Source organism: Halobacillus faecis (genome assembly GCF_007991335.1).
Classification (GTDB): Bacteria; Bacillota; Bacilli; order Bacillales; family Halobacillaceae; genus Halobacillus; species Halobacillus faecis.
On the sequence record NZ_BJYD01000005.1, the window covers coordinates 15,036 to 38,757 of the forward strand.

Sequence of the window (23,722 nt, forward strand, 5' to 3'; positions counted from 1 at the left end):
CCTCCTTACTTGGAGAATTGCTGGACGACTTTCATCAATTCATCGATTGCTTCGTCCCCGTTCCCTTTTTGTATGGCATCTTTAACGCAATGATGCGTGTGACGCTCCAACAGGTTATATCCGACTTTATTCAAAGCATTATTGATTGCAGAAATTTGAACAAGAATGTCTACACAATATCGATCGTCTTCCACCATTTTCTGAATTCCACGTACTTGGCCTTCGATTCGTTTTAAACGGTTTAATACTGCAAGCTTCTCATCTTGAGTCCTCGGTTTAGCTGGTTGTTTCCCGCTATCTTCTGGAAGATGATTCTCTGTCATGCCACCGCCTCCTTATTGAATAGTATATACCCAGTATAGGTATTACAGTCAATTGTTTAACCTTGATAATCCTCATGTTTTTTCTGGTTTATTAATTTACTACCTTAGGGTATAGATATTTAAACTCCAAATGTATAGAGGTGATTGTTTTGTTGTCGACGATTTCTGTAATTGCTCTAGCGATTGGTCTCTTATGTTCCCTTATTATTACCATCGATGTTCTGAGGCACCCGCAAATGATGAAGATCATGAATGTCGTCTGGCCCATCAATGGATGGTTTATGGGTCCAGTTGCCTTATGGACCTATTTTAAATGGGGACGTTTAAAGAGCAAGGATAACGATAAAGAAGATAAGCGCGGCCGACCTGCGAAAGTGTTTGTTTCCACGAGCCACTGTTCCGCGGGATGCACCCTTGGTGATGCTGTTGGTGTACCGATTGTCGCTTTGACAGGCTTGACCATTGCTGGGTCCACTTTATTTGCCCACTACACCGTTGAATTTATCCTGGCTTACTTATTCGGCATCCTTTTTCAGTTTTATGCTATTTTTCCGATGAATAAAGACCTTGGAAAAAAAGGAGCCGTATGGGCCGCGATCAAAGCCGACTCTTTATCGTTGATCGCTTTTGAAGTCGGGATGTTTGGATGGATGGCCATCGTGCACTTCGTCCTTTTCCAGGAGCCGCCGAAGCCGAACGAGGCAACGTATTGGTTCATGATGCAGATTGCCATGATTTTAGGCTTCCTTACTAGTTACCCCGCAAACTGGGTATTGGTGAGAAAAGGAATTAAAGAAGAAATGTAAAAAGGTAAGAGCGTCAGAGAACCAATTCCTCTGACGCTCTTACCTTTTATACTTGGCGGGAAGTTAGTTGGAAATGACGCTATCTCTCATAAAAGTCCACGGTTATGGCTATGAACTTTTAAATTCTTCGATTTGTATTTGAGCGAAGTAAAGGGCTGTGAGATACCAAATAGTGACAAAGAAAACGGCGAGTGCGTACTTCCATACCTCTTTCCATACCCGTGGAAGAGATAACCTTTGGTGCCCAGTCACTTCGACTGGTTTAAAAGGAATCCTAAGCAATAAGCTCATGAAAAATAAAAAAATGTTTTTCAACCTTTTATTAGGCGACAACATCGCAATTTTATAAAAGATAAAAAAGAGTAAAGCCGAGACTAAAAACAGGTAACACATGGTAGCAATGAATGAGTAAAATTCTACTTGGGCCACACTTTTCGCTTCTGGATAAATAAAGGACACAACTTTCTATTTAGATATTCTTCTATGTACTTCAGAATAATCATAACAGGATGGTTCCTCCAATTTTAAAGGTAATTTGCACCAATCTTTCCTCTCTCCGCGCTCCTGCTTTGCTCACCGGAATTTTCTTTTTTTACCAATCGTATGATATTCAATAAGGGGGAGATTGAAGTGAGTCATCGCGTAGATATACACAGTTACGGGGATTTAAGTTATCCAAAAGACATGCTTTCCATCATTCAAGATGGATTACCTGTTTTGAATGGTCCACCAAAAAAAGTGGTCATCATCGGGGCAGGGATGGCCGGATTGGTTTCTGCTTCCCTACTGAAACAAGCGGGACATACGGTAGAAATTATTGAAGGCAATGACCGGGTCGGGGGGAGAATTTACACGTTAAGAAAACCTTTTTCTGAAGGGCAGTACCTTGATGTCGGGGCTATGCGCTTCCCTGATATCCATGAGCTGACCTTCTCCTACCTTCGCAAATTCGATTTGCCCCTCAATGAATTCAATAACGAGAATGACCTCTATTACGTCAATGGAGTCCAGAGTACAACTACGACGTACAACCAAAACCCCAACGTTCTTAAATTCCCATTGGCTCCTGAAGAACAAGGGAAAACGGCAAAAGAATTGCTTTCCCTTGCTGTTCAACCCTACTTGGATCTGTATGAGGATGCTTCCCCCACTGAACAAGAGCGCTTAAGAAGAAAGTTTGACCGTTATTCATTTGAAGGGTTTCTCAGGTATAACCCTATAGGGGTTTCCTTATCTGAAGGGGCCATAAGGAAAGTCAAAGTGTTGTTAGGAATTGAAGGTTTTCCTGAACTGTCCTTTGTCGATATCTTGTTGGACATTGTCCGGACTGTGTTTAATCCAGATCTCAAATTCTATGAAATCACGGGAGGAAATGATTTACTGCCTAAAGCGTTTCTTCCTGATTTAAGTCCCCACATCTTATACAAAAGGAAAGTGCAGCAAATCTTCCAGGAGAAAGATGGAGTCAGAGTCGTTGCCATTAACCGGAACACGTATGAATACGAAAATTTCAAAGGAGATTATGTGATTGTCACCGTCCCTTATTCAGTCATGCAGTTCATTGATATCATTCCCTACGATTCCATATCTTTTGAGAAGTGGAAAGCGATCAAAGAGTTATCCTACGTTTCATCAGTGAAAATCGGACTTGAATTCAAATCAAGGTTTTGGGAAGAGTTAAAGATCGCGAATGTCTTAACAGATATTCCTTTAAGGTACACCTACTCACCCAGTCCAGGCCGTCAGGTGATGCTTGGAAGTTATAGCTGGGGAGCGAATGCCAATTTATGGAACAGTTTGCCCGAGAGAGAAAGGATCAATGAGGCTCTCTATGGCCTATCAAAAGTTTTTGGCAAGAGAGTGTACGAAGATTTTACAAAAGGGGCTTCTTACAGTTGGAGTCAAAATGAATTCTCAGCCGGATGTTTTACTTTATTTGCTCCAAACCAAGCGACTGATTTTGCCGACCGTCTTTATACACCAGAGGGGGATATCCATTTCGCCGGTGAACATACATCCACGTTCCATGGATGGGTAGAAGGTGCGATCGAATCTGCGGTTCGTGCTGCAAATGAAGTGAACGAAAGATGAAGGTAAATGCGGGAGTTTCTCATAAAAAAGGTTCCTGCCCTGATGCATTCTCATGCTTATGGAGCCTGTGGCAGGAACCCATTTCAAAAAGCCAAGTCATTCTATGTCAAAAACTTATCGTGTGAATCGATCATATCCGGGTGAAGTCCGGTGCTTGTCTGCGCATCTTTTTGCATCGATTGATTACAAGACTTACACACATAGGACGCTTTAGGATTTTTACTGATTTTCATATATTGCGGATCAGAACGGTCTAAGTGGTACGACTTTTTACAAAAGAAACATTTCTTTTCCATACACTCTCCCCTTTTTAAAAAGGAAATTTGTTCAGCCACTGACCACCATCAAGGGTGACAACTTCTCCATTCATATAAGAGGCTTCTTCAGATAGAATGAATTTCGCCAAACCTGCGATTTCCTCCGGTTTCCCTAGGCGGCCAAGGGGGACGGAAGCAAGGGTACGCTGGGCCGCTTTTTCCGATTGAAACAGTTTCTCCGCACCACCGGTCCGTTCGATCGGTCCAGGAGCGATGGCATTAGCACGAATGCCGTATTTCGTTCCCCATTCGACGGCGAGTGTACGTGTCATCGTGAGCACCCCTGACTTTGCAGAAGCGGAATGGATGACGCCCGCGCCTGCATTCCAAGCGTAGGTGGCAACGATATTCAAAATCGATCCTTTGATCTCATTTTCAATCCAATACTTACCGACCGCCTGGCTGCAATAAAATGTTCCATTCAAGACGATGTTGATGACAGAATTCCATCCGTTCGGAGACAACTCTTCTGCAGGTGCAATGAAATTACCAGCGGCATTATTGACGAGATGATCGATTCTTCCGAAGGCCTCCACGGTTTCTTTCACCATTCGCTCGGTATCTTCGACTTCACGGACGTCCATTTGAACCGTTAGGACATGATCTTCTTTTCCTGCTGCAATCTCCTTTTTGGCTTCTTCCAGCCTTTCCATATTCCGACCGGTAATCGCGACCTTCGCTCCTTCTTCTACAAACCTTTTTGCCATATGCAGTCCCATTCCACTGGAACCACCTGTAACGATGACGACTTGATTTTCCATATGTACAAACCTCCTCTTCTTGACTACTTAAGTAATTCAACAAGAACAAACTGAATACCTGTTCATTTTCAAAAGAAAGTATAAAAATTCGACGTAATCTTTCTTCCACCCATGTTATAATGGCGGAAGAATTCAGAGGAGAGACGTCATGAAAATAACGAGAAGAACCTTCATCAAACGTACACTAGCAAGTGCCGCCGCCTTGATCGGCCTCAATGCGTTCGGATATACGTATGCACGTTACATGGAACCGAATATGCTCGCCATCCGCCGTCACGTTATCAAACACGGGAAGATCCCCTCGCATTTTCATAATTTCAAAGTTCTCCAGTTTTCTGACACCCACGTTGGCTTTCATTATGAATTGGATGATTTGGAGCGTCTCGTTGAAAAGATCAATGAAGAAGAAGCAGACCTCATTTTGTTTACGGGAGATCTTGTGGACGAACCGCACACCTACTCGTTTCCACCCCGCCTGATCCAAATACTGAAGCGTTTGGAAGCTAAGCAAGGAAAGTATTGGATCTATGGAAATCATGATCATGGTGGTTATGGAACGGAGAAGATTCTTAATGTCATGGAGCAGAGTGGCTTTCAATTATTACAAAACGAACATACGCTCATTGAAAATGGATCCGCCTCCTTCACCCTTGCTGGTGTCGATGACATCATGCTGGGCCAACCTGATGTAGAACGAACACTCGAAAATGTTCCCAAGGATTCTTTTACCTTACTCATGGTTCATGAGCCTGATGTAGCGCTTGAATATCAGCACTACCCCGTGGATGTTCAATTATCCGGACACAGCCATGGCGGGCAGGTACAGGTCCCTTTTTTCGGCTACCTTGTCACACCTCCGTTTGCTGAGCATTTCGTCGAAGGACATTATCCATTAGCAAACGGATTCAATCTATATGTGAGCCGTGGCATCGGTACGACAAGACTGCCTTACCGGTTCTTGTGCCGTCCTGAATTTTCGGTGTTCCAATTAAAATCAACGCCATAAACCAAATGGAACTCTTACATTTTTGTGACAGATAGAAAACAAGTCTGTCCTTTTGCCTTTGGAGTGGTACACTAAAGACAATTTAGAAAGTTGGAGGATCTCATGAAACGAAGATTTTGGATCAGCATCATCATTCTCGTATCCATCACATCGGCCTGCGGGTCGAAGGATGTCGGAGAATTATCAGCTGTCAATCAACACGGAAAAGAGATAGCTGTGCCACAAGCCTACGCGGGAGAGTACTGGGTAGCGGATTTCATTTTCACCAACTGTGAAACCGTCTGTCCTCCGATGACAGGGAATATGGCCCGGCTGCAGGCACAATTAGAACAGGAAAATTTAGACGTTCAACTCGTCTCGGTCAGTGTAGATCCTGCGAACGACACCGAGGAAAAATTACTTTCTTTTGCCGAGAATTATCAGCCGAATTATGAGCAGTGGGACTTCCTTACCGGTTATTCTTTTCAGGAAGTGAAAGAATGGTCCATCAAATCATTTCAATCGCCCGTCAAGAAAATGGAAGATTCGGACCAGGTCGCTCACGGAACGAGTTTTTTCCTCGTCGATCCTGATGGAAACATTGCAGAAACTTACAGCGGGACGAAAGCTGAATCTGTAGAGAAAATCGTCGAAGATCTAAAAAAATATAAAAATGAATCCTAATATTGTAAAATGTTGTAAATAGACAGAAATAGAGCTATACTTGGGTGGAAAGGAGATCATAGATGAAAGACAATCAAATATCCAACCGCGAATTAGCCGAATCCCTATTCATCGTCAACCGGCATGCCAAAACAGCACCAGAACCGAGGCATCTGTATGACATTAAGAAGCATACGATTGACAAACTCCTAAATGAAAACCGCGCCAAAAAGGTCGGACTCCATTTCTCCGACCATCCGAAATTCAGCCAGCAGCACTCGACCCTCCTCATTGAAGTTGGTGGTTACTATTTCCATGTTCCTGCGACAAAAAAAGACTTTCAAGAGTTGGAGCATTTAGGAAAAGTCGACCAGACCTACCGGAACCCAAAACCCAAATTATCACTGTCGAGAGCCAAACGAACGCTTTATCATTACTTGGATTGGCAGCAGCCGAAAAAGCCTGCGTATTCCTTCCAGACGAGTTCTCAACCGAGTATGCTCGGCCAGCCGACAGGCAGCCCTTGGAACCAGCGCAGAAGAAGGCGCCCGTAAACCCTTTTCGAGGTTTCATTTCTTAATAAATAAGGAATGGACAAGAAGAGGAGGATGATAGAATGCCAGTAAGTGAAGTCGAAGATTTTTTATATCATTTAAAGAAGTATATGGAATACACAACCGAAATGCGGGCTTCCTACGAACACCTTTCCGATCATCACAAAAATATCGTCGTGGAGTCATCACCGACAAAAGCTGGACCGGAAACATTGTCCAAGCATGCCTATGATTGGCACGATGAATTGTTTGAACGATTAAAGAAGGAATAAAAAAATCCGCCACGGAGCGGATTTTTTTATTCCTTCTTTTTTATACCTCGTATTCAATAATAGGCCACAAAAGCTCCCTATTGTGGCAAGACTCAGTTTCGAGATGTTTGTGTGAGTTTTGGGACTCCGGGAAAAGGTTCGCTTTCCATGGGGCGGGCGCTGAGTCTCCTCAGGCTATGCCTTCCGGGGTCTCATCTGCCCCACACGTCCCATAGGAGTCTCACCGTTTCCCTCCGCCCCATTACCTAATAAGTCTCTCGAAACCACTTTCGGAATAAGCTTCTTTTATACACATGTTAACTGGAAAAATCTACTTTTATGAAAGCTATGCCGTATGCGGAAAGCTTGTTATAGAGCGTTCTATGCTTATAACACCAGGCTAGAGAAAAGCCCCCTCCCACAATGATTGGTTTGCTTGCTATATTGTGAGTCAGGGGTGGTGGGAATCTTCCGGTTTCTCTAATGAAAAGCATAAAACGCTCTGTATCAAGATTTCATGGGTCAAATACTTAGGCATGGGCGTTTTTTAAGTCACCCCCAGCAAGCTGAATAGCGGATTATTCAGGAAATGGTTTCGAGACACTGATATAAAGGGGCGGAGGGGAATGGTGAGACTCCTGCGGGAAAAGAGTGCTAGATGAGACCCCGCAAGGCGTCAGCCTGAGGAGGCTCATCGCGCTCCCGCGGAAAGCGAGCTATTCCCCGCAGCCCCCGCCCACTCAACAAAAATCTCAAAACGGAAACTCCAACAATTCTGCCATTTCCTTTATAAAAAGAACAGACATTCATTAAGAGCACCTGCTTTTTCAGAGGATGTGATGATCGATGATTTTTACGAGTTCAACGATTTCCGGTTTGGAAACTTGAGCATCGGCTCCTACAATTTCTCCTTTATGACGAAGGTCGTCCGTGATCAGTGAGGAGAAGATGACAACTGGGAGCTTACTCAAATCGCTATGATTCTTTATTAAACGAGTAAAGTGGTGGCCGTCCATGCGCGGCATTTCAATATCAGTGATAATCAACTGATATTCCTCTTCAATCGTTTTCCCTTCTTCTAATAAATCTTCCAAGTGTTTGAAGGCTTCTTTTCCATCCTCAAAGGAGATCGTATGTTCATAACCTGCTTCACTCAACGTTTCCTGAAGCATAGCCCGAAGCATGCCGGAATCTTCAGCAATCAGAATTTTCTTTTGTGAGCGGTCCCTTTGGCCCAGTTCACGCAGCTGCTCAGCGTTAATACTGGATTCAGGATTGATATCCGCCACTACCTTTTCAAAATCAAGCAGAAGCAGCATGTCGTTATCCATTTTGATGACCCCGGTGATTTGCGTTTCAAGTCCCTGATACATCTTATTCGGCTTCTCAATTTGTTCCCAGGATATCCGGTGAATCTGTGTCACGGTATGTACGTGGAAGACGATTTTGGTCTTATTAAATTCTGCCAGAATAAACTTATCCTGCTTCGGGTTTTCTGAAGGTGGAAACCCTAGAGCATGGGCTACATCCACGACAGGGACGACTTCCCCTCGGATTTCGATGATCCCTTCCACCGATTTATGGGAATGAGGAATTTTTGTAACGGGTTGAGGGTTGAGAATTTCTTTTACTTTTATAACGTTGATTCCGAAACGGTTATGACCGATTCCGAATTCAACGATTTCCAATTCATTTGTTCCACTCTCGAGTAATATGCCTTGATCCTGTTTCATGAAGCATCGTCCTTCCTTTGATAGAATCCACTTTTTATATCGTCTATCAGCCGTTAAATGTAAAGCCATTGTCCTCGATTACTACAAGGTTTTCAACTCTTTGGGAAATCAAAAGAAGCCTCGAGTCATTCCCTTCCACCCCGTCCACTCAAAAAACATCCCAAAATCGTTTTTTTAAGAATGCTGCTTTAAAAACGAAGAGCACAAAAAAAAAAGAGCGGGAGACCCGCTCTTTTTTAATCGTTTCTAATAATGAGATATACAATCAGCCCGACTAAGGGGAAGAATAATGTACCGATAAGGACAACGAGACTGTAGGCCGTACTTCTGCCTTTGCGGACAGAATCCCGATACGCCCATACACTCGTGATGATATTCAATACCAACAACCCGACCCCGAAGACCAGGATAGTTAGAAATAAGATGCCGATTTCCATGATGTTCCTCCTCTATTCCCGTTTCTAATTTATTCTACGAATAAGAAAAGAGAAGGTTTCAAATCAGGCTGCTTTTCTTTTGCTTCTTTTCGATAAGCGAGCATAGAGCTTACGCATCCACCTCATGGTTACGTACACTAGGCCGAAGCTGCTGATGGCAAGAAGGCAGACAGACCAGTAGGAAGCGGGCAGTGTCGAGGTCGTGTCCGACATGGCGTAACGATCGACAAGCTGAAGAAAAACCAGGGCTAGAAGAGTGCTTGTTACATAACTTGATAAGGTCTTCCAATGATTCAGCATCATCCATTCGATGACTGGTTTGACGACCCACATCAGGGACAGCATGAATAGAAAGACGAGCGAGAATTGAACATACTCAGGCTTCAGCCCGAAAACATCCAATAGATCGTGATCAAGCCAGCTTATGGTCTCATCTAAAAACGAAGGATCGAACCAATCCATAATATTCATCTTCTACCGCTCCTTGTTCTTTTTTTACCATTATGAACAAGGAGCGTAAGGAATAAACTTCACGCCTCTAAAAGCTGTGGGTGTTTGCTTTTCAGCCACTTTAACCCTTCCCGGCGGCTCAACGGACGGACTTCCTCCCTCTCGAGATAGTCCACAACCGCACGCGGATCGGTTTTGCTGTATTCGCGAAGCGCCCATCCGATCGCTTTTTCAATGAAGAATTCTTTTTCATGCTTGAGGGCATCTATCGTTTCGAAAAGGAGAGGAGCATCTGTCTTTTCTTTATATTTCAACTGATGCAGGACGCTCGAACGTCTGATCCATAGGTGATCAGACTCTCTCCACTCTTCTGTGTAGGGGCACAGCTTATCTTCGTATCGAAGAAAATATCCGCCACACAACGTAGATGCAATCATATCGACCGTGTCCCACCACGGTTTCGTCATAAGCAATTGTTTGTATGTATCGATGCTGTGTTCTGGAGCTTTTTTGATCCCTTTTTCAAGAAAAGCAAGAGCAGCGTAGTGACATTCTCTCTCCGACTTTTCAAAAAGCAGCACTGCCGCTTCCAGGCGCTCGTCTTCCGTGATATCTTTGTATTCTTTCAGCAAAGGTGCGAGGATGCGTTTCCGATCTGGGGCCTTAATTCCGAAAAAAGGAAAATGATTCTTCATGTAATTCTCCATAGGAATTTGTTGGTCTTCATTTCTATGTTTTTGTAATGCGGTCGTCACGTTCTCACATAATTCAGCAGCTCTGTTCATACATTCTCCTCCGTTTCTTTAAAAAGGCGTACGCCGACGATCAGGCAAAGAATCGATACACACCATACAAAGGCAGCCGTCCAAAGATGAAAAGACATCGCAGCTAATGCCATCGATTGAAGTTCATACTGAGAAGCCTGGGGCGCAGTGATCGAAGTGCCCATACCAGAGAAGCCATGGAAAAGAAAAGATGAGCAACCACCCAGCCATAAGGGCGCTTGTCCTCTTTTCCCTTCATCAGGAAAAAGAGGATGGTAAAAGCCATAAAGCTAACAGCGATAATGTACGCCATCATCAACTCCGCTTCCTGCTTAAACAAAGAGGCCATCATCCTCCCACTTGCAAAAACCGTTCCAGTCTTGTTGCGTGGGCCTCCGCTTCTTCATATCCTTGAGCATACAGGTCGTGCAGACGGTCACGATTCCTTTCGATTCTGCTCACTTTCAAAGGCTTTAACGGACGAATGACGAACGCATCTCCGTTTTGTTCCGCTTCCTTCACTTTTTGCAATTGCTGATTATAACGAAGGTGCCTATCAAGCAGGGCTTTCGCGAAGAGCGGAAACTTTTTGTACTTCCGGTTGAAATACCAGCCGGCTTTCATTCTACCTTTGATGTATCCATCGTTGCGTGTAAGCACCACGACATGCTTTTTGTTCCCATCCCGCTCTGAAGCCTGCATCGGTATAGGGTCGGCAATCCCTCCATCCATCAACTCCCGACCATCATACTGAATACTTGGGGCGACCATCGGTAAAGAGCTCGAAGCGCGTATGACTTTCAAAAGACTCTCCCTGTCGGGGAAGCGGTCGTAAAAGACAGGTTCTCCCGTGTTCATATCTGTAGTCCCCACGACAAAACGCGTTTTTTGCTGAAGGAACGTGTCATAATCGAACGGAACAAGTTGATTGGGAAGCTTATCAAATATGAAATCCATTCCAAACAACTGCCGTTTTGTAATCATCCGCTTGTACGATATGTATTCTGGATGCGCTCCGTACTCAACAATCACTTCGTAGTTCCTTCCCCGCTGTCTCGCAACATAAGAGCTGCCATTGCATGCTCCCGCTGATGCTCCGACCACATAGGGGATGTGAATATCTTCATCAAGAAAGAAATCAAGTACGCCCGCGGTATAGGCGCCTCTCATCCCGCCACCTTCAAGAACTAAACCGACTTCATCCATGGGATTGAACACCTTCCTTTTCACATTTGGTTCGTTTATCTATATTTTGCCATGTTCTCTTAGAAAAGTAAAAAAGCAACCCCTTCTATGCGGTTGCTTTTTCGTGTGATATCATCAGTTTACATAAGCATCGGAATCGTTTTTTCTTGTATGTTTTTCATCTATTTGACGTTCGATTTTTTCGATTGCTTCCTGATCGTTTAACAATTGTCGCTTGTTACGATCCACTAAGTCTTCAAAGGAAATACGTTTGTGACTTCTCATTATACAACTCCTTTCATAGGCTTATTCTAAATTATAACAAAATTCAACAAATTTCAGATATTAATTGTTTGAACATTTTGTTAACTTTATGTAAATAAGGAGACTTCGCTATGGAACACTTCATCAACCCAAAAGTGAAACAAATTGAAATCTCAGGCATCCGTCGTTTTTTTAACATGGTCTCCCATTATGACGACGTCATTTCATTGACCATCGGCCAGCCTGATTTTCCTACCCCACCGCAAGTAAAGGAAGCTGGAATCCAGGCCATCAGAGATAATCAGACGAATTACACGCATAACGCAGGGATGCTGCCCCTTAGAAAGGCCATCCAGCAACACGTAAAAAATGCTTATGGCCTAGATTATGAAGCAGAAGAAGAAATCATCGTCACAATCGGGGCCTCTCAGGCTCTGGATATTACGCTTCGAACCATCATCCAGCCGGGAGATGAAGTCCTGTTGCCAGGTCCCGTTTACCCTGGATATGAGCCGCTCATCCGGTTAGCCGGCGGGACGCCTGTGTTCATTGATACAAGTCAGCATGAATTTAAGTTAACAGGAGAGATGATCAAACAAAAAATCAGCCCGAACACAAAAGCTGTTATTTTACCCTACCCTTCCAACCCGACGGGGGTTTCAATGAGGGAAGAAGAGCTGCGCGGAATTGCAGATGTGATCAAAGAGCATCAACTCTTTTTATTAGCCGATGAAATCTATAGTGAACTTGTATATGATCGCCCGCACGTATCGATCGCGAGCTTTACTGATGTACGTGACCAGGTCATCGTCATTAATGGGGTTTCGAAATCCCATAGCATGACCGGCTGGAGGATCGGCTACCTGCTCGCTCCATCCTGGCTGAGCCGTCACCTATTGAAAGTCCATCAGTACAACGTCTCTTGTGCCACTTCGATCAGTCAGCACGCGGCCCTTGAGGCTCTGACAAACGGCAAACAAGAAGCCGAAGCGATGCGTGATGCTTATCAAGAAAGAAGGGCGTTCGTGGTCAAACGTCTGAAAGAAATGGACATACCATTTGCTGAACCTGAAGGAGCTTTTTACATTTTCATAAACTTCCCCCTGAATGGTAAGACAACGTTCGATCGTGCTGTGCAGCTCGTCGAAGAGGCAGGGGTCGCGCTTGTTCCGGGAGATGCTTTTTCAGAATATGGTAAAGGTTATATGCGCCTCTCCTATGCATACAGTGAGGATACATTGGAAAAAGGACTTCAGCGCCTGCAGGACTTTATCTCAAAAGAGGTTTAAGCTTAACCTGGATATCCAGCACTGGTGTAACGAAGCGCACGGTTCTTTATTCCAGACATGAAAAGAACTCATGGATACAATTCCCATGAGTTCTTTTCAATTTGGATTGTTTTTTTGTACTTCATTCAAAAGGGCATCGAGTTGTTGACTGATCTTCACAGACTCAGGGCTTGACAACCCTTTTTCAAATGCCACTTCCGTCATTTTATTCCGCAAATACTCTAATTCAGCAATACGAGGATCCTTGTCGGCCACTTGCACCATCGACTACCTCCTGACTTAATTATCCCTCTTATTGTACAACATTTGTGTGGAAATGAAAAGAATGTGTGTTCGTATCCGGTTCTTGCACGAGAAGAATTATCTCAATTTTCCATTAAATTGTAAAGGCAATCGGGAAAGGTTCTTATATTTCGACAGAGGTTGATAAACCAAGAGAAATCAGTAACGAGAGTTTACAATTTCGTAAAAGCATTCCCTGGCATCTTTTCTTTCCGTTGCGATATGGTAAAATTAAGGATGAGATATTCTATGTTCATCTAGAAAGGAAGATGAGTTTGTCTGAGCAATCTAAAAAAGAATGGTTGGAATGGTTGAAGGCCATTGCTGTTGCCATTACACTCGCATTTATATTACGAACCTTTTTCTTTGCCACCTCGATTGTTGAAGGGGCCAGCATGGACCCGACACTCAAAAACGGTGAACGTGTCATGTTCAATAAGATTATATATTATGTAGATGAACCCGACCGCGGGGATATTGTCATCATTGAGAGACCAGTAAAAAGTTATGTGAAACGAGTCATCGGCCAACCGGGAGACACGGTGGAGATTCGTAATCACGAACTGTATGTGAACGGTGAGGAGCAGACCCAGGAGTACTTGACAGAAGAGGCAGCCTCCGCAACGCGAGATTTCGGCCCCATTGAAGTTCCAAAAGGGAAATACTTCGTCATGGGAGACAACCGTTCCATCAGTAAGGACAGCCGGAATGGACTCGGTTTTGTTGAAGAGGAAGAAATTATCGGACGTACAGAGTTAATCATTTACCCTTTCAATGAATGGGGTCTTACGAAATAAACTCAAAACGCCCCGCCATTGATCAGGCGGGGCGTTTTTTCATGTCAAATGTCCTTCATTTAGTCGTGGCGATTTTCTCCGGCAGTTGATGAAGTGTTTCAATCAGTAGATCAAGCTTCCCTTCCACGCGGTGCAGCAGGTAAAACGTCACCGCTACAGGGAAACCCACATCCGCTAAAATCGAAATCCAAGCATCCATCCCCATCCATTCACCTCTTCTCCTAAGTTTAATAAAGGCTCCCTTTTCTTGAAGACTTAGTTTCGAGATTACCTTGGTTCGTTTACCGTATTGGGAGTCAGGGTGGGTTGGGAAGCTACTCGCCCACGGAAAGCGAACCTTTTCCCGGAGCACCTAAACTCTCACAAACATCACGAAACTGAGTCTTACACGGTCCTCCCATAACACTCAATAATTCATCATCAATTCTGATAAAAAGAGCCGCTACTTGAGGTTAGCGGCTCTTTCATTTTTAGAATGTGATATCAAAAACGTTGCGTTCGACGATGCGGGCTTCTTTCTTCTCAACAAGGTCTCCCCCATTGGAATAGAAGCAGCCTTGAACAAGGATGGCGTCCATCGCCGCACTCACCTGTACAGGATCGACGGGCTCTACCGGGTCGTCCAAACTGATGGTGACTGTTTTTCCTTCTTCATTTAGAAATTTGAGCTCCAGCTTTTTCATTTATTTCCCTCCTTCTCTAGATTAAGATTCAGTCAAAACTGAGCGGTCATCACGGGCAATATCCACAAGGATGTGCTGCTGTAACGGGGATAGAGCGATCGACACTTCATGCAGTTGTTCATCTGTTGCCTCCGTCTTGATGTTGTTGAAAGACTTACGCTTAAGAATCATGTTTCCATCTTCATCTGTTCCTGTTGAAAAGACTAGCTGCAAGCGACTGTCTACTTTCAAAGTATTTACGGCCATCTGCTTCACCTCCTCTCACTTCTATAATCGAAGGAGAAGAGGAAAAAGTGTCGGTTGCACTCTTATTTTTCTTTTCTTTGGCTCTCCTCTATGTATCCGTCAGTATGGTGAATCACAGAAAAGGAAATATGGGGCTTATAAAGAAAGGAGATAAAAAAGCGTCAGGGGAAGGAACCTTGATGCGATTCCTTCCCCTGACGCTTTTCTTCATTAAGTATCAACCATTATCAAAAATCGTTAATCCTATGAGTCCTAGTAATACAATGAGACTGACAAAAAACATGATAATCTCCATCTATGTTCCACCCCTCTTTCCTCTCTATCATAGCAAATATTTAAAGCGTTTGCTTTGGTTGTTTCACATTCCTGTATATTTTATCCTTCCCTGAATTAGAAACAGAAACACGAGTCTTTTCACAATTCTGCCATAAAAAAATGAACAGATTGTGAAGTGTTGAACAAATCATGGATATCCTTTCCTTCTCCGCTTATACTTGAATTGTAAGAAAGAGATCTTCTTACAAAACATCATGTGAAATGGTGAACAAAATATTAAGAGGAGTGAGTTCCATGTTGAATGAATTGTTACGAAACAACAAGGTGGTTGCTATGATTCTTACCGTCTTTCGTGTTTACCTGGGGTATGCCTGGTTGACCGCTGGTATCGGAAAAATGACAGGCGGGTTTGAAGTGAGCGGTTTTCTGAATGGAGCGATTGCGAAGGCAGAAGGCGCCCACCCGGCTGTCCAGGGATGGTGGGCCGTATTCCTTGAACAATTCGCCCTGCCGAATCATGAGTTTTTCGCTTTCATCGTTATGTGGGGAGAAGTTCTTGCAGGCCTTGCACTTATCTTAGGATTATTCACGAACATAGCCGCTTTCGGAGGCATTCTCATGAACTTCGCTTTCTTATTCAGTGGAACAGTCAGCACGAACCCGCAGATGGTTCTGCTCACCATCTTTATCCTTGTTGCCGGTGCCAATGCCGGGCGCTATGGATTAGATCGCTGGGTCTTGCCAATACTTAAAAATCAAGGTACCAAACTTCACATGAGAAGAGGAAGACTTGCTCATCAATAATACACCCGAGCCCTGTGGATCACGCATAGGGCTTTTCTCGTTTATTTTACTTCCGGATGAGGTATGATGATTTTATACATAACTCTTTTGAGGACCGTAAAATGAGAGAGGTGCTCTATGGCTACTTATATTTTCCGTTTTTTTATTTTCTGGTACATATGTGGAGTTTTTCTAGTGACGTTTGACTTGCTTCCCCCCTGGCTCGAATGGGCGAACAGTGTTTTCTTGATTACTGCAGGGGTCGTGGCAGGAATCTATTTTATGAAGATGTACGGCCCTTGGCGCGGAATCATCTACAGCCTGATCATCATTGTTGTTAGTATCTATGTGGAACATTTGGGAGTGAAATACAATTTCTTATTCGGAGCCTATCATTATACGGAAAACTTCGGATTAAAGATTGCGGACACACCGATTACGATTGGATTTGCGTGGCTATTGATTATCGGCTGCTCGCATGAACTGGCCCGGGTGTTATCAAAGGGATGGAGTCGTTGGGCCAGCCGGTTCATTTTTGTTCTCTCAGGTGCGCTTGCAGCGGTGACCATGGACCTTATTCTCGACCCGGTTTCTTTCAAAGTGAAGGAATATTGGATTTGGGAAGATCCTGGCTTTTATTACGATATTCCGTTTTCCAACTTCTTTGGCTGGTTTGTATTGGCTGCCTTCTTTCACCTGATTTTTCTGTTTATCCATCGGGACTTGGAAGGTAGAAACGTTCATCCTTGGCCGGGAAGGATGGTTCTGACTTTCGGCCTAATTATTTTCCTGTTTATCTGTATCGCGTTCACCGGCCAGTTGTATGGGGCGATTGTGTTCGTGAGTGCTCTTACACTCTTATGGTATGGTCTGTACTTTTGGAGGAGATCAAATGTTTCACCCCGCACATAAAACGCCATGGATCGAGTGGGGATTCACCCGCTTCAATCGTTTATTTTTAAACTATCATTTCAATGACATCCGGATTCAGACCCCTGACTCGATACCTGATGAGAAGACACTGTTTCTTATCAATCATTCGACATGGTGGGATCCACTCGTTATCTTTTATATCAACGATCGTCTTGTTCAATCCGACGGTTATGGCATGATGCATGAAGAAGGGATCCGCCGTTTTCCTTTTTTCCGGAGGATTGGTGCCTACTCAGTGAACGGTGAGGATCGCCGCCATTTGGTGGAATCATTAAAATACAGCAAACGTCTGCTTGAGCAGGACAAAACGGTGTGGATCTTCCCTCAAGGGAATGAACAACCCCTTGAGAAAAGACCGCTTGAATTTTTTTCAGGAATCAGTTACCTCACCCAGAAGTGTCCTGACATCAAAGTCGTTCCCGTTTCCTTGTACTATGCGCTTGAGCATACAAGAAAGCCGAATGCGTACATACGACTGGGAGAAGCTCTCCCCAAACAGGAATACGTATCACTCCCTAGAAAAGAAATGACCCGGTATTTTGAGAAGAAGGTTACAGAACAGCTGGATGGATTACGAGAAGACATCATCCAGGAAAACCTTCATGCCTTTAAAAAAATGTAATGGAAAGGAGGAATCCCGATGTCGTTGGTATTTTTCATTCTATTGATCATCACCATCGTTCTGAATGTGTGGACCATCTTCAACAGCCTCTTCCTATACCCTTTATCAGCGCAAAGGGAGCTTGAAGCAAATCCACCCGTTTCATTGCTCGTCCCATTGAGAAATGAAGCGGACAATGTAGAAGGACTGATCCGGTCGTTGCGTTCGCTTACTTATTCCCATCTGGAAGTGATCCTGCTTGATGATCATTCGGAAGATGGCACCTTCGATAGGCTCCATGAACAGGTCTTAGGAGATGAACGTTTTACCGTCATTCAGGGAAAAGAGCTCCCCGAAGGCTGGAACGGAAAAGTTCATGCCTGCCACCAACTCGCGCAGGCGGCTACCGGAGAGTATTTTTTATTCCTTGATGCCGATGCGCGTGTCGCTCCAGGTGTCATTCAACAAACCCTCGCTATGATGCAGCAGAAGAAGGCAGGTATGTTGAGTGGGTTTCCGAATTACCCCAATGCCAATTTTCTGAGCCATATGCTCGTTCCGCTTCAGCATATGGTTGTCCTGCTCCACCTCCCCCTGATCGTCGCCAACCGAACGACGAAGCCGATGTTCACAGCTGCCTGTGGGATTTTCATCATGATTGAAAAGAACGTCTACGAAGCGATCGGCGGGCATGCCTCCGTTAAAGGCTCTCTGGTGGAAGACGTACATATTGCGAGAGAAGTAAAAAAACACGGGTACAAAATGATTCTTGCAAATATTACGGAATCCGTGATTTCCTACATGTACGATTCTGGAAAAGAGACATGGGAAGGCTTTAAGAAGAATGTGTACACAGGGATTGGTCGATCGGCTGGCATGGTGGTTTTCTTGACCTTGTTCTATGCTGTCGTTTTCTTAGCCCCTGCCGTTTTTGCAGTCGTTGGACTTGTCACCGGAAATTATGCCTTTTTTCTTCCCTATCTATTAACAGTTGCGTTCAAGATGTATGGGGACGCCCGGACCGGACATCCGTTATGGCTATCCTTCCTTCTGCCCGTCGCAATCGTGTTGTTAATTGCGATCATGATGGCGTCGATGTTCGTTCATAAGCGAGGAGAAAAATACCAATGGAAAGGGAGGTTTTATCAATGAGAGTGGTCATCATCGGGGGAGGCCTCGGCGGCTTATCGGCTGCCGTCACCCTCGCCAAGCACGGAGCTGACGTAAGGCTATTTGAAAAGAATGATCACTTTGGTGGAAAAATGATGAGCGTCGATGAAGGTGGATTTCACTTTGATTTTGGTCCCAATACCATTACCATGCCTGAAGTGTTTCAGGACGTCCTCAGACAAGGAGGACTCGATCCACGGGAGGAGCTTCCTTTTGCGAAAATCGTCACCCATACAAGAAATGAATTTCAAGACGGGACGACGTTTGATTTTTCCACAGATCAAAGGTATATGAAACAGCAGCTTAAACGCTTGGATCCTAAGGGGCACGTGATGTATGAAGATTTTCTTGTTGAAATTGAACGCTTATACCACCTGTCCCAAAAACATTTTTTGCACAGGACTTTCAATGGGTGGAGCGACTACCTTTCCCCCTCCCTCGCCAAAAGCATGACGAAAGTACGTCCTCTTGAATCGATGGATCACTTTTTCAGGCGTTATTTTTCAAACCCGAAGATCACTCAGGCATTAAACCGATATTCCACATACATTGGTTCCAACCCTTATCAGGCACCCGCCACGTTCAGTATGATCGCTCATCTTGAGTGGAATGATGGGGTTTATTTTGTCCGCGGAGGCAATACGAGGATTGCGGACCGGTTCGTTAAAGCTGCAGAAAACGTAGGGGTCAGGTTATACAGTGGTACAGAAGTAACGCGTATCCTTCACGAAAATCAAAAAGTGACAGGTGTAGAGACGGATGATGGCGACCGATTCGAAGCAGACCACGTGATCATGAACGGCGATCTCCTTCAGGCTGTTCCTAAATTGATTGATCCAGAAGCGAGACGCACGATGACCAACCGGAAATTAAAAGGCTACGATCCTTCCATCTCAGCCTTTGTCATCATGGCCGGACTGGATACAAAAATCAGTCGGTTAAAGCATCATCATTTGTTTTTCTCAAGCGACTACAAAAAAGAGTTCCATGTGTTGAAAGAAGGTTATTACGCCGACGATCCGACCATTTACGTTTGCACTTCTTCCAAATCGGATTATTCCGTCTCTTCTAAAGGAGACAACTGTTTCATCCTTGTCAACGCTCCCGCGCTCAAACAAAAAGGCGGGTATGATAAACAAGCCTACAAAAACCACATCTATGATCGACTCCAAGAGGCCGGAGTTCCCATTAAAGATCATATCCAGGTCGAAAAAGTGTGGGATCCTGCAGACATAGAGAAATATTTCGGCGCCTATCGCGGATCCTTGTACGGCCCTTCATCCAACCGCAGGTCTCAGGCATTTATGAGGCCGTTCAACAAATCCCAGGATCTTGACGGGCTCTGGTTTTGCGGGGGAAGCACCCACCCGGGCGGCGGGTCTCCGATGGTCGTGTTAAGTGGACAGAATGTCGCGAATGAAATTTTAGGTAAACTTGTCCAAATCGAATAAACTTCTGCATACTCCTTCCCTTATCAGCCAAGCTAAAAAGGGAGGTGTCCGGAATGGAGAAGAATAAACGCAACAAGCCGCGACAAGAAGAAAAGCGCCCGATGAACCCTGTGACCAATGATCTCGGAGTCGACCAGGATGAACAGGCGATGAACGGCGATTACGGCATGCTTGAGACGGAAGAAGAAGATCGTCTGCACGACCATAAAAAATAAAAAGAGGAAAACATAGCCTCACAGCTATGTTTTCCTCTTTTTTAATCCTCGTAGGATAAGGTTTCATCCATTCTGAACAGCGAAAGAAGACCAGACAAAATCGGCAGTGCCCCAACAATCCCGATTGCCCAGTACACAGAAAAAGCATCCGCAAAGACACCGGCAAGAATGGCTCCGAACGCATACCCACTGTCGCGCCAAAAACGATAGACCCCCAAGGAAGTCGCTCTCCATTCCGGTTGGGCGACATCACTGATCGAGGCCAGGATGGTTGGGTAGACCATAGCCGTACCGAAACCTAAGAAAAAGGCTCCGGTCAACCACATAGGATAGGTCTCGACGAGGAGAATAAACCATAGAGAAAGGCCTTGAAGCAGCATTCCTGAAACAATCAGCTTCTTCCTGCCTATTTTGTCACTCCATATTCCTGTGAATAATTGAAAGAACCCCCAGGCCGCTGGGTAAAGCGCGACAACGGTCCCTACTTGGCCGACACTAAGTCCGCCAGCACTCAAGAAAATAGGAAATAACCCCCACGCCATGCCGTCTTTTAAGTTCGTCGTCAATCCAGCCACACTGCTGCTGGATAAGTTTTTATTTTTCCATGTCGTTTGTTTGAAGACTTCTTTTGTTGATAAAGCGGCCATCCTGCTCTTCTTTTTCACCTGGCTCTGTACATACTTGTTCGTATCTTCTGCAAAACAGGATAAAAAGAACCCTAGGAGGACGAGTCCGATTCCGATATAAAAAGGTTCTGGTGTGAGTGAGTAACGGGAAGCCACGTAACCTGAACCCGCGGCCATAACGGCCACACCCATGTATCCAGCGAATTCATTAAAACCCACCGCTAGTCCTCTCTGTTCAGGCTTTGCAAGGTCCACCTTCATATTGACGGTCATGGACCATGTCAGGGCCTGATTGATTCCAAGGAAAATGTTGGCCAAGACGATCATCCACCACGCTTCAGCGAAGATGACGAATAGAGGGACGACCAGACCGATGGCCCAGCCCCCTAAAAGCACGCGCTTTCTCCCCCACCGGTCCGCCATGCTCCCTGCGAAAAAATTCATGATTGCTTTTGAAAAACCGAAGCTGACGATAAAAGACAGCGCGGCGCTTGCAGAGGCAACTCCATAAATTTCCTCGCCCATGGTCGGCAGAATCGTCCGCTCCAAGCCAACCATTGATCCTACAAAGAAATTGATAAGCACAAGGAGGGAAAACGAAAAGATATTCTCTTTGACACCTACTTTTACGGTTTGGTTCATATGATCACCTGCTCACTACTCATTTGATTCCACTATGTTACCACACGGGGTATATAATTAAAAGGGAACTTCCCTTCATCTCAGCGGTGGTAGTTTTCCAGGGTTATAAGGAACAAAAGCATGCCTCGTATCATGGCATGCTTTTGTTATCAACGAATATTCACTTTCATTTGATCTGTCCTCTTGTTTCTTTCGGAAGGGTCGACCACGGTATCATCATACAAGTGACAAGCGACTTGGTGCCCTTGTTCCACTTCCTGCCATACAGGAGACTGCTCGCTGCACACATCCATAGCGAAAGGGCACCGTGTCCGGAATACACAGCCACTAGGAGGATCGATGGGGCTTGGGATTTCACCTTCAATGATGACTTGTTCCCGTTGATCTTCGATATCGGGATCAGGAATAGGAATGGCTGAAAGCAGGGCTTGGGTATAAGGATGGAGAGGAGTGTCATACAGCCGGTCACTGCTGGTTAACTCGACCAAGTGACCGAGATACATGACACCAATCCGATCCGAGATGTGTTGGACCATAGAAAGGTCATGGGCAATAAACAAATACGTCAAACCTTTTTCGTCTTGAAGCCGCTCCAGTAAGTTAACCACTTGCGCTTGAACCGATACATCCAAGGCAGAAATCGGTTCATCTGCGATAATAATTTCCGGGTCGAGTGCCAGGGCTCTCGCAATCCCTATCCGCTGACGCTGTCCGCCACTGAATTCATGAGGGTAACGATTGGCATGATCCCGATTTAACCCCACTTCTTCAAGCAGCTCGTAGACACGCTCCATCCTTTCCTTATTCGAAGGAAAGAGACCGTGGATCTCCATTGGTTCGAGTATGATTTCCGATACGGTTGAACGAGGATTGAGTGATGCATAAGGGTCTTGGAAAATCATTTGCATTTGGCGCTTTAAACGAAATTGTTCTTTTGGTGTACGGTCTTGAACACTTTGGCCTTCAAAAAGGACTTCTCCACTCGTTTTTTCGTAGAGGTTCATGATTGTACGCCCTGTCGTCGACTTTCCGCAGCCGGATTCTCCGACAAGTCCAAGCGTCTCTCCTTTGTACAAGTCAAAACTGACGCCATCGACAGCTTTCAATGATTTCCCTTTTCCCATCTTAAAATGCTTTTTAAGATCTTTCACTTCAAGTGTCTTATGCAGGCTCATGAGGTCTCCTCCATCTCGTTCCAATATCTTCTTGCCACACATAATTCTTTTTCATAGACGGTTCCTTCCAAGTCAATGATTTCAATGCTCTTGCCAACATTCGGTGAATGAAGCATCTTGTTGTCTCCATAGTAAAAACCGACGTGATGAATGCTTCCTTTTCCTTCCTCATAAGCAAAGAACAGCAGGTCCCCCACTTGAAGATCGTCCAAGGGGACGTTCATTCCACTCTTCGCCTGATCTGTCGCGTCTCTTGGAATTTCGTAGTGGAAGGCTTTATGCATGTTGTAGGCAAAGCCTGAGCAGTCGTATCCGAAAGCACTCATTCCTCCCCAAAAATAGGGAAGCCCGACGAATGCTTCTCCTGAGCGAATGAGGTCTTCCCCGTTTCCTTTACCCGTCGTTTCCTCTTTCGTTTGGACAGCGACGTCTTCAGAGAGAAAATACCCAGCCCCATCCGGAGAAAGAACTTTTACAAATGTATCATTTTCCTCGATGACAGGAAGAGAAGTTAAATAACTGACTTCCATAAGCGGTTCTTCTGCACCATTGTAGAGCCATGCTTGCTTTTTATGGACAATCGCCTGTTTGTTTGCCTTCCATTCGTCTTCCCTTTTTTCGACCAGCTGACTTCCCGGAATATAACCAGGATAGCCCCGCTTATCTTTTTTGGAAGGCTGTGAGGGAACCACGACTTTTGCCCAGTCATCCCCCCACTCCTCTACCCAAACTTCTTCACCTAGCAGAAGTTGGGACTGAACAAGGTTCTCATCACACAGTTCTCGCTTTTGATCGTCATTCAAAACTTTCAGCCAGTCTCTCATAGAAGCTGATGCTGTGAGTGAAGTTTGATCCACTGCTCTTGGAGAATCAGAGGCTGTCCAAAGAGTAGCTACGGGGACGCGCACCACTCTTTTTTCTGGGTTTTCTTTCGTTTGTGTCATCATTGACCTCCTTGAAAAGACGTGT

31 protein-coding genes are annotated in these 23,722 nt (G+C 44.8%); 14 read left to right on the plus strand and 17 right to left on the minus strand.

Annotated elements, in window-relative coordinates; all coding sequences use genetic code 11:
* Nucleotides 1-5 precede the first annotated feature (5 nt).
* Nucleotides 6-323 carry a metal-sensing transcriptional repressor gene (locus HFA01_RS03440; protein ID WP_146813239.1) on the minus strand — a complete coding sequence of 106 codons (318 nt, stop codon included), beginning with the start codon at nt 321-323 and terminating at the stop codon, nt 6-8.
* Nucleotides 324-475: 152 nt separating this feature from the next.
* Here HFA01_RS03440 and HFA01_RS03445 point away from each other — a divergent pair, with 152 nt between their 5' ends.
* Together HFA01_RS03445 and HFA01_RS03450 are read left to right on the plus strand one after the other, a co-directional pair.
* On the plus strand, nt 476-1,129 hold the full coding sequence (locus tag HFA01_RS03445; protein WP_246139264.1) for a DUF4396 domain-containing protein: 654 nt from the start codon (nt 476-478) through the stop codon (nt 1,127-1,129).
* Between the two features lie 630 nt (nt 1,130-1,759).
* Nucleotides 1,760-3,220, plus strand: coding sequence for a flavin monoamine oxidase family protein (locus HFA01_RS03450; RefSeq protein WP_246139265.1), 1,461 nt, complete (start codon nt 1,760-1,762; stop codon nt 3,218-3,220).
* A gap of 101 nt (nt 3,221-3,321) precedes the next feature.
* Here the strand turns inward: HFA01_RS03450 and HFA01_RS03455 are convergent, their stop codons facing one another.
* Together HFA01_RS03455 and fadH are read right to left on the minus strand one after the other, a co-directional pair.
* The gene (locus HFA01_RS03455) at nt 3,322-3,516 is read right to left on the minus strand and encodes a DUF2197 domain-containing protein (protein WP_146813243.1); all 195 of its coding nucleotides are present in this window, start codon (nt 3,514-3,516) and stop codon (nt 3,322-3,324) included.
* Between the two features lie 14 nt (nt 3,517-3,530).
* On the minus strand, nt 3,531-4,298 hold the full coding sequence (fadH, locus tag HFA01_RS03460; RefSeq protein WP_146813245.1) for a 2,4-dienoyl-CoA reductase: 768 nt from the start codon (nt 4,296-4,298) through the stop codon (nt 3,531-3,533).
* Nucleotides 4,299-4,446: 148 nt separating this feature from the next.
* Here fadH and HFA01_RS03465 point away from each other — a divergent pair, with 148 nt between their 5' ends.
* The 4 genes from HFA01_RS03465 (at nt 4,447) to HFA01_RS03480 (ending at nt 6,772) form a co-directional block, all read left to right on the plus strand.
* A complete protein-coding gene (locus tag HFA01_RS03465) occupies nt 4,447-5,304 on the plus strand; it encodes a metallophosphoesterase (protein ID WP_146813247.1) in 858 nt (285 codons plus the stop codon).
* A gap of 102 nt (nt 5,305-5,406) precedes the next feature.
* Nucleotides 5,407-5,967, plus strand: coding sequence for an SCO family protein (locus HFA01_RS03470; RefSeq protein WP_146813249.1), 561 nt, complete (start codon nt 5,407-5,409; stop codon nt 5,965-5,967).
* A gap of 62 nt (nt 5,968-6,029) precedes the next feature.
* Nucleotides 6,030-6,500 (plus strand): YkyB family protein, encoded by a 471-nt coding sequence (locus HFA01_RS03475; RefSeq protein WP_146813251.1) that lies wholly within the window; start codon nt 6,030-6,032, stop codon nt 6,498-6,500.
* Nucleotides 6,501-6,562: 62 nt separating this feature from the next.
* Complete coding sequence (locus tag HFA01_RS03480; RefSeq protein ID WP_146813253.1) at nt 6,563-6,772, plus strand: hypothetical protein; 210 nt, start codon at nt 6,563-6,565, stop codon at nt 6,770-6,772.
* Between the two features lie 806 nt (nt 6,773-7,578).
* Here the strand turns inward: HFA01_RS03480 and HFA01_RS03485 are convergent.
* The 7 genes from HFA01_RS03485 to HFA01_RS03515 all read right to left on the minus strand — a co-directional run bounded on the left by HFA01_RS03485 (nt 7,579) and on the right by HFA01_RS03515 (nt 11,605).
* The gene (locus HFA01_RS03485) at nt 7,579-8,484 is read right to left on the minus strand and encodes a chemotaxis protein (RefSeq protein ID WP_146813255.1); all 906 of its coding nucleotides are present in this window, start codon (nt 8,482-8,484) and stop codon (nt 7,579-7,581) included.
* Between the two features lie 236 nt (nt 8,485-8,720).
* Complete coding sequence (locus HFA01_RS03490; RefSeq protein WP_146813258.1) at nt 8,721-8,921, minus strand: PLDc N-terminal domain-containing protein; 201 nt, start codon at nt 8,919-8,921, stop codon at nt 8,721-8,723.
* A gap of 63 nt (nt 8,922-8,984) precedes the next feature.
* Nucleotides 8,985-9,392 (minus strand): hypothetical protein, encoded by a 408-nt coding sequence (locus HFA01_RS03495; protein WP_146813260.1) that lies wholly within the window; start codon nt 9,390-9,392, stop codon nt 8,985-8,987.
* A gap of 59 nt (nt 9,393-9,451) precedes the next feature.
* A complete protein-coding gene (locus tag HFA01_RS03500) occupies nt 9,452-10,156 on the minus strand; it encodes a DNA alkylation repair protein (protein ID WP_146813262.1) in 705 nt (234 codons plus the stop codon).
* 103 nt (nt 10,157-10,259) lie between these two features.
* A complete protein-coding gene (locus HFA01_RS03505; RefSeq protein WP_146813264.1) occupies nt 10,260-10,484 on the minus strand; it encodes a hypothetical protein in 225 nt (74 codons plus the stop codon).
* Nucleotides 10,484-11,341, minus strand: coding sequence for a patatin-like phospholipase family protein (locus tag HFA01_RS03510; RefSeq protein ID WP_146813266.1), 858 nt, complete (start codon nt 11,339-11,341; stop codon nt 10,484-10,486). Before HFA01_RS03510 ends, HFA01_RS03505 begins: the two co-directional genes overlap by 1 nt.
* 114 nt (nt 11,342-11,455) lie before the next feature.
* Nucleotides 11,456-11,605 (minus strand): FbpB family small basic protein, encoded by a 150-nt coding sequence (locus tag HFA01_RS03515; RefSeq protein WP_089654755.1) that lies wholly within the window; start codon nt 11,603-11,605, stop codon nt 11,456-11,458.
* Nucleotides 11,606-11,715: 110 nt separating this feature from the next.
* On the opposite strand from HFA01_RS03515, the gene HFA01_RS03520 reads away from it, so the two are divergent.
* A complete protein-coding gene (locus HFA01_RS03520; RefSeq protein WP_146813268.1) occupies nt 11,716-12,873 on the plus strand; it encodes an aminotransferase A in 1,158 nt (385 codons plus the stop codon).
* A 96-nt stretch (nt 12,874-12,969) separates the two neighbouring features.
* Here HFA01_RS03520 and HFA01_RS03525 read toward each other — a convergent pair whose 3' ends face one another.
* On the minus strand, nt 12,970-13,137 hold the full coding sequence (locus HFA01_RS03525; RefSeq protein ID WP_146813270.1) for an aspartyl-phosphate phosphatase Spo0E family protein: 168 nt from the start codon (nt 13,135-13,137) through the stop codon (nt 12,970-12,972).
* Between the two features lie 293 nt (nt 13,138-13,430).
* Between HFA01_RS03525 and lepB the strand changes: the two genes are divergently transcribed.
* Nucleotides 13,431-13,952: a signal peptidase I gene (gene lepB / locus HFA01_RS03530; RefSeq protein WP_146813272.1), complete on the plus strand. Its 522-nt coding sequence runs from the start codon at nt 13,431-13,433 to the stop codon at nt 13,950-13,952.
* Nucleotides 13,953-14,007: 55 nt separating this feature from the next.
* On the opposite strand, the gene HFA01_RS03535 is transcribed toward lepB, so the two are convergent.
* From HFA01_RS03535 to HFA01_RS03545, 3 genes are all read right to left on the minus strand, one after another.
* On the minus strand, nt 14,008-14,151 hold the full coding sequence (locus tag HFA01_RS03535) for a YvrJ family protein (RefSeq protein WP_146813361.1): 144 nt from the start codon (nt 14,149-14,151) through the stop codon (nt 14,008-14,010).
* 271 nt (nt 14,152-14,422) lie between these two features.
* On the minus strand, nt 14,423-14,635 hold the full coding sequence (locus HFA01_RS03540; protein WP_146813274.1) for a DUF2922 domain-containing protein: 213 nt from the start codon (nt 14,633-14,635) through the stop codon (nt 14,423-14,425).
* 21 nt (nt 14,636-14,656) lie between these two features.
* Nucleotides 14,657-14,881, minus strand: coding sequence for a DUF1659 domain-containing protein (locus tag HFA01_RS03545; RefSeq protein WP_146813276.1), 225 nt, complete (start codon nt 14,879-14,881; stop codon nt 14,657-14,659).
* A gap of 570 nt (nt 14,882-15,451) precedes the next feature.
* Between HFA01_RS03545 and HFA01_RS03550 the strand changes: the two genes are divergently transcribed.
* The 6 genes from HFA01_RS03550 to HFA01_RS03575 all read left to right on the plus strand — a co-directional run bounded on the left by HFA01_RS03550 (nt 15,452) and on the right by HFA01_RS03575 (nt 20,310).
* On the plus strand, nt 15,452-15,961 hold the full coding sequence (locus HFA01_RS03550) for a DoxX family membrane protein (protein ID WP_146813278.1): 510 nt from the start codon (nt 15,452-15,454) through the stop codon (nt 15,959-15,961).
* 117 nt (nt 15,962-16,078) lie between these two features.
* Nucleotides 16,079-16,852 (plus strand): carotenoid biosynthesis protein, encoded by a 774-nt coding sequence (locus HFA01_RS03555; protein ID WP_146813280.1) that lies wholly within the window; start codon nt 16,079-16,081, stop codon nt 16,850-16,852.
* A complete protein-coding gene (locus HFA01_RS03560; protein WP_146813282.1) occupies nt 16,833-17,495 on the plus strand; it encodes a lysophospholipid acyltransferase family protein in 663 nt (220 codons plus the stop codon). Before HFA01_RS03555 ends, HFA01_RS03560 begins: the two co-directional genes overlap by 20 nt.
* Before the next feature lie 18 nt (nt 17,496-17,513).
* Nucleotides 17,514-18,626: a glycosyltransferase family 2 protein gene (locus HFA01_RS03565; protein ID WP_146813285.1), complete on the plus strand. Its 1,113-nt coding sequence runs from the start codon at nt 17,514-17,516 to the stop codon at nt 18,624-18,626.
* Nucleotides 18,623-20,095, plus strand: coding sequence for a phytoene desaturase family protein (locus tag HFA01_RS03570; RefSeq protein ID WP_146813287.1), 1,473 nt, complete (start codon nt 18,623-18,625; stop codon nt 20,093-20,095). Before HFA01_RS03565 ends, HFA01_RS03570 begins: the two co-directional genes overlap by 4 nt.
* A 53-nt stretch (nt 20,096-20,148) precedes the next feature.
* The gene (locus HFA01_RS03575; protein WP_146813289.1) at nt 20,149-20,310 is read left to right on the plus strand and encodes a DUF4021 domain-containing protein; all 162 of its coding nucleotides are present in this window, start codon (nt 20,149-20,151) and stop codon (nt 20,308-20,310) included.
* 41 nt (nt 20,311-20,351) lie between these two features.
* On the opposite strand, the gene HFA01_RS03580 is transcribed toward HFA01_RS03575, so the two are convergent.
* From HFA01_RS03580 to HFA01_RS03590, 3 genes are all read right to left on the minus strand, one after another.
* A complete protein-coding gene (locus tag HFA01_RS03580) occupies nt 20,352-21,578 on the minus strand; it encodes an MFS transporter (RefSeq protein WP_146813291.1) in 1,227 nt (408 codons plus the stop codon).
* A gap of 149 nt (nt 21,579-21,727) precedes the next feature.
* Nucleotides 21,728-22,753 (minus strand): ABC transporter ATP-binding protein, encoded by a 1,026-nt coding sequence (locus tag HFA01_RS03585; RefSeq protein ID WP_146813293.1) that lies wholly within the window; start codon nt 22,751-22,753, stop codon nt 21,728-21,730.
* Nucleotides 22,750-23,697: a C40 family peptidase gene (locus HFA01_RS03590; RefSeq protein WP_246139266.1), complete on the minus strand. Its 948-nt coding sequence runs from the start codon at nt 23,695-23,697 to the stop codon at nt 22,750-22,752. The genes HFA01_RS03585 and HFA01_RS03590 overlap by 4 nt, the downstream gene beginning before the upstream one ends.
* Nucleotides 23,698-23,722: the final 25 nt, after the last annotated feature.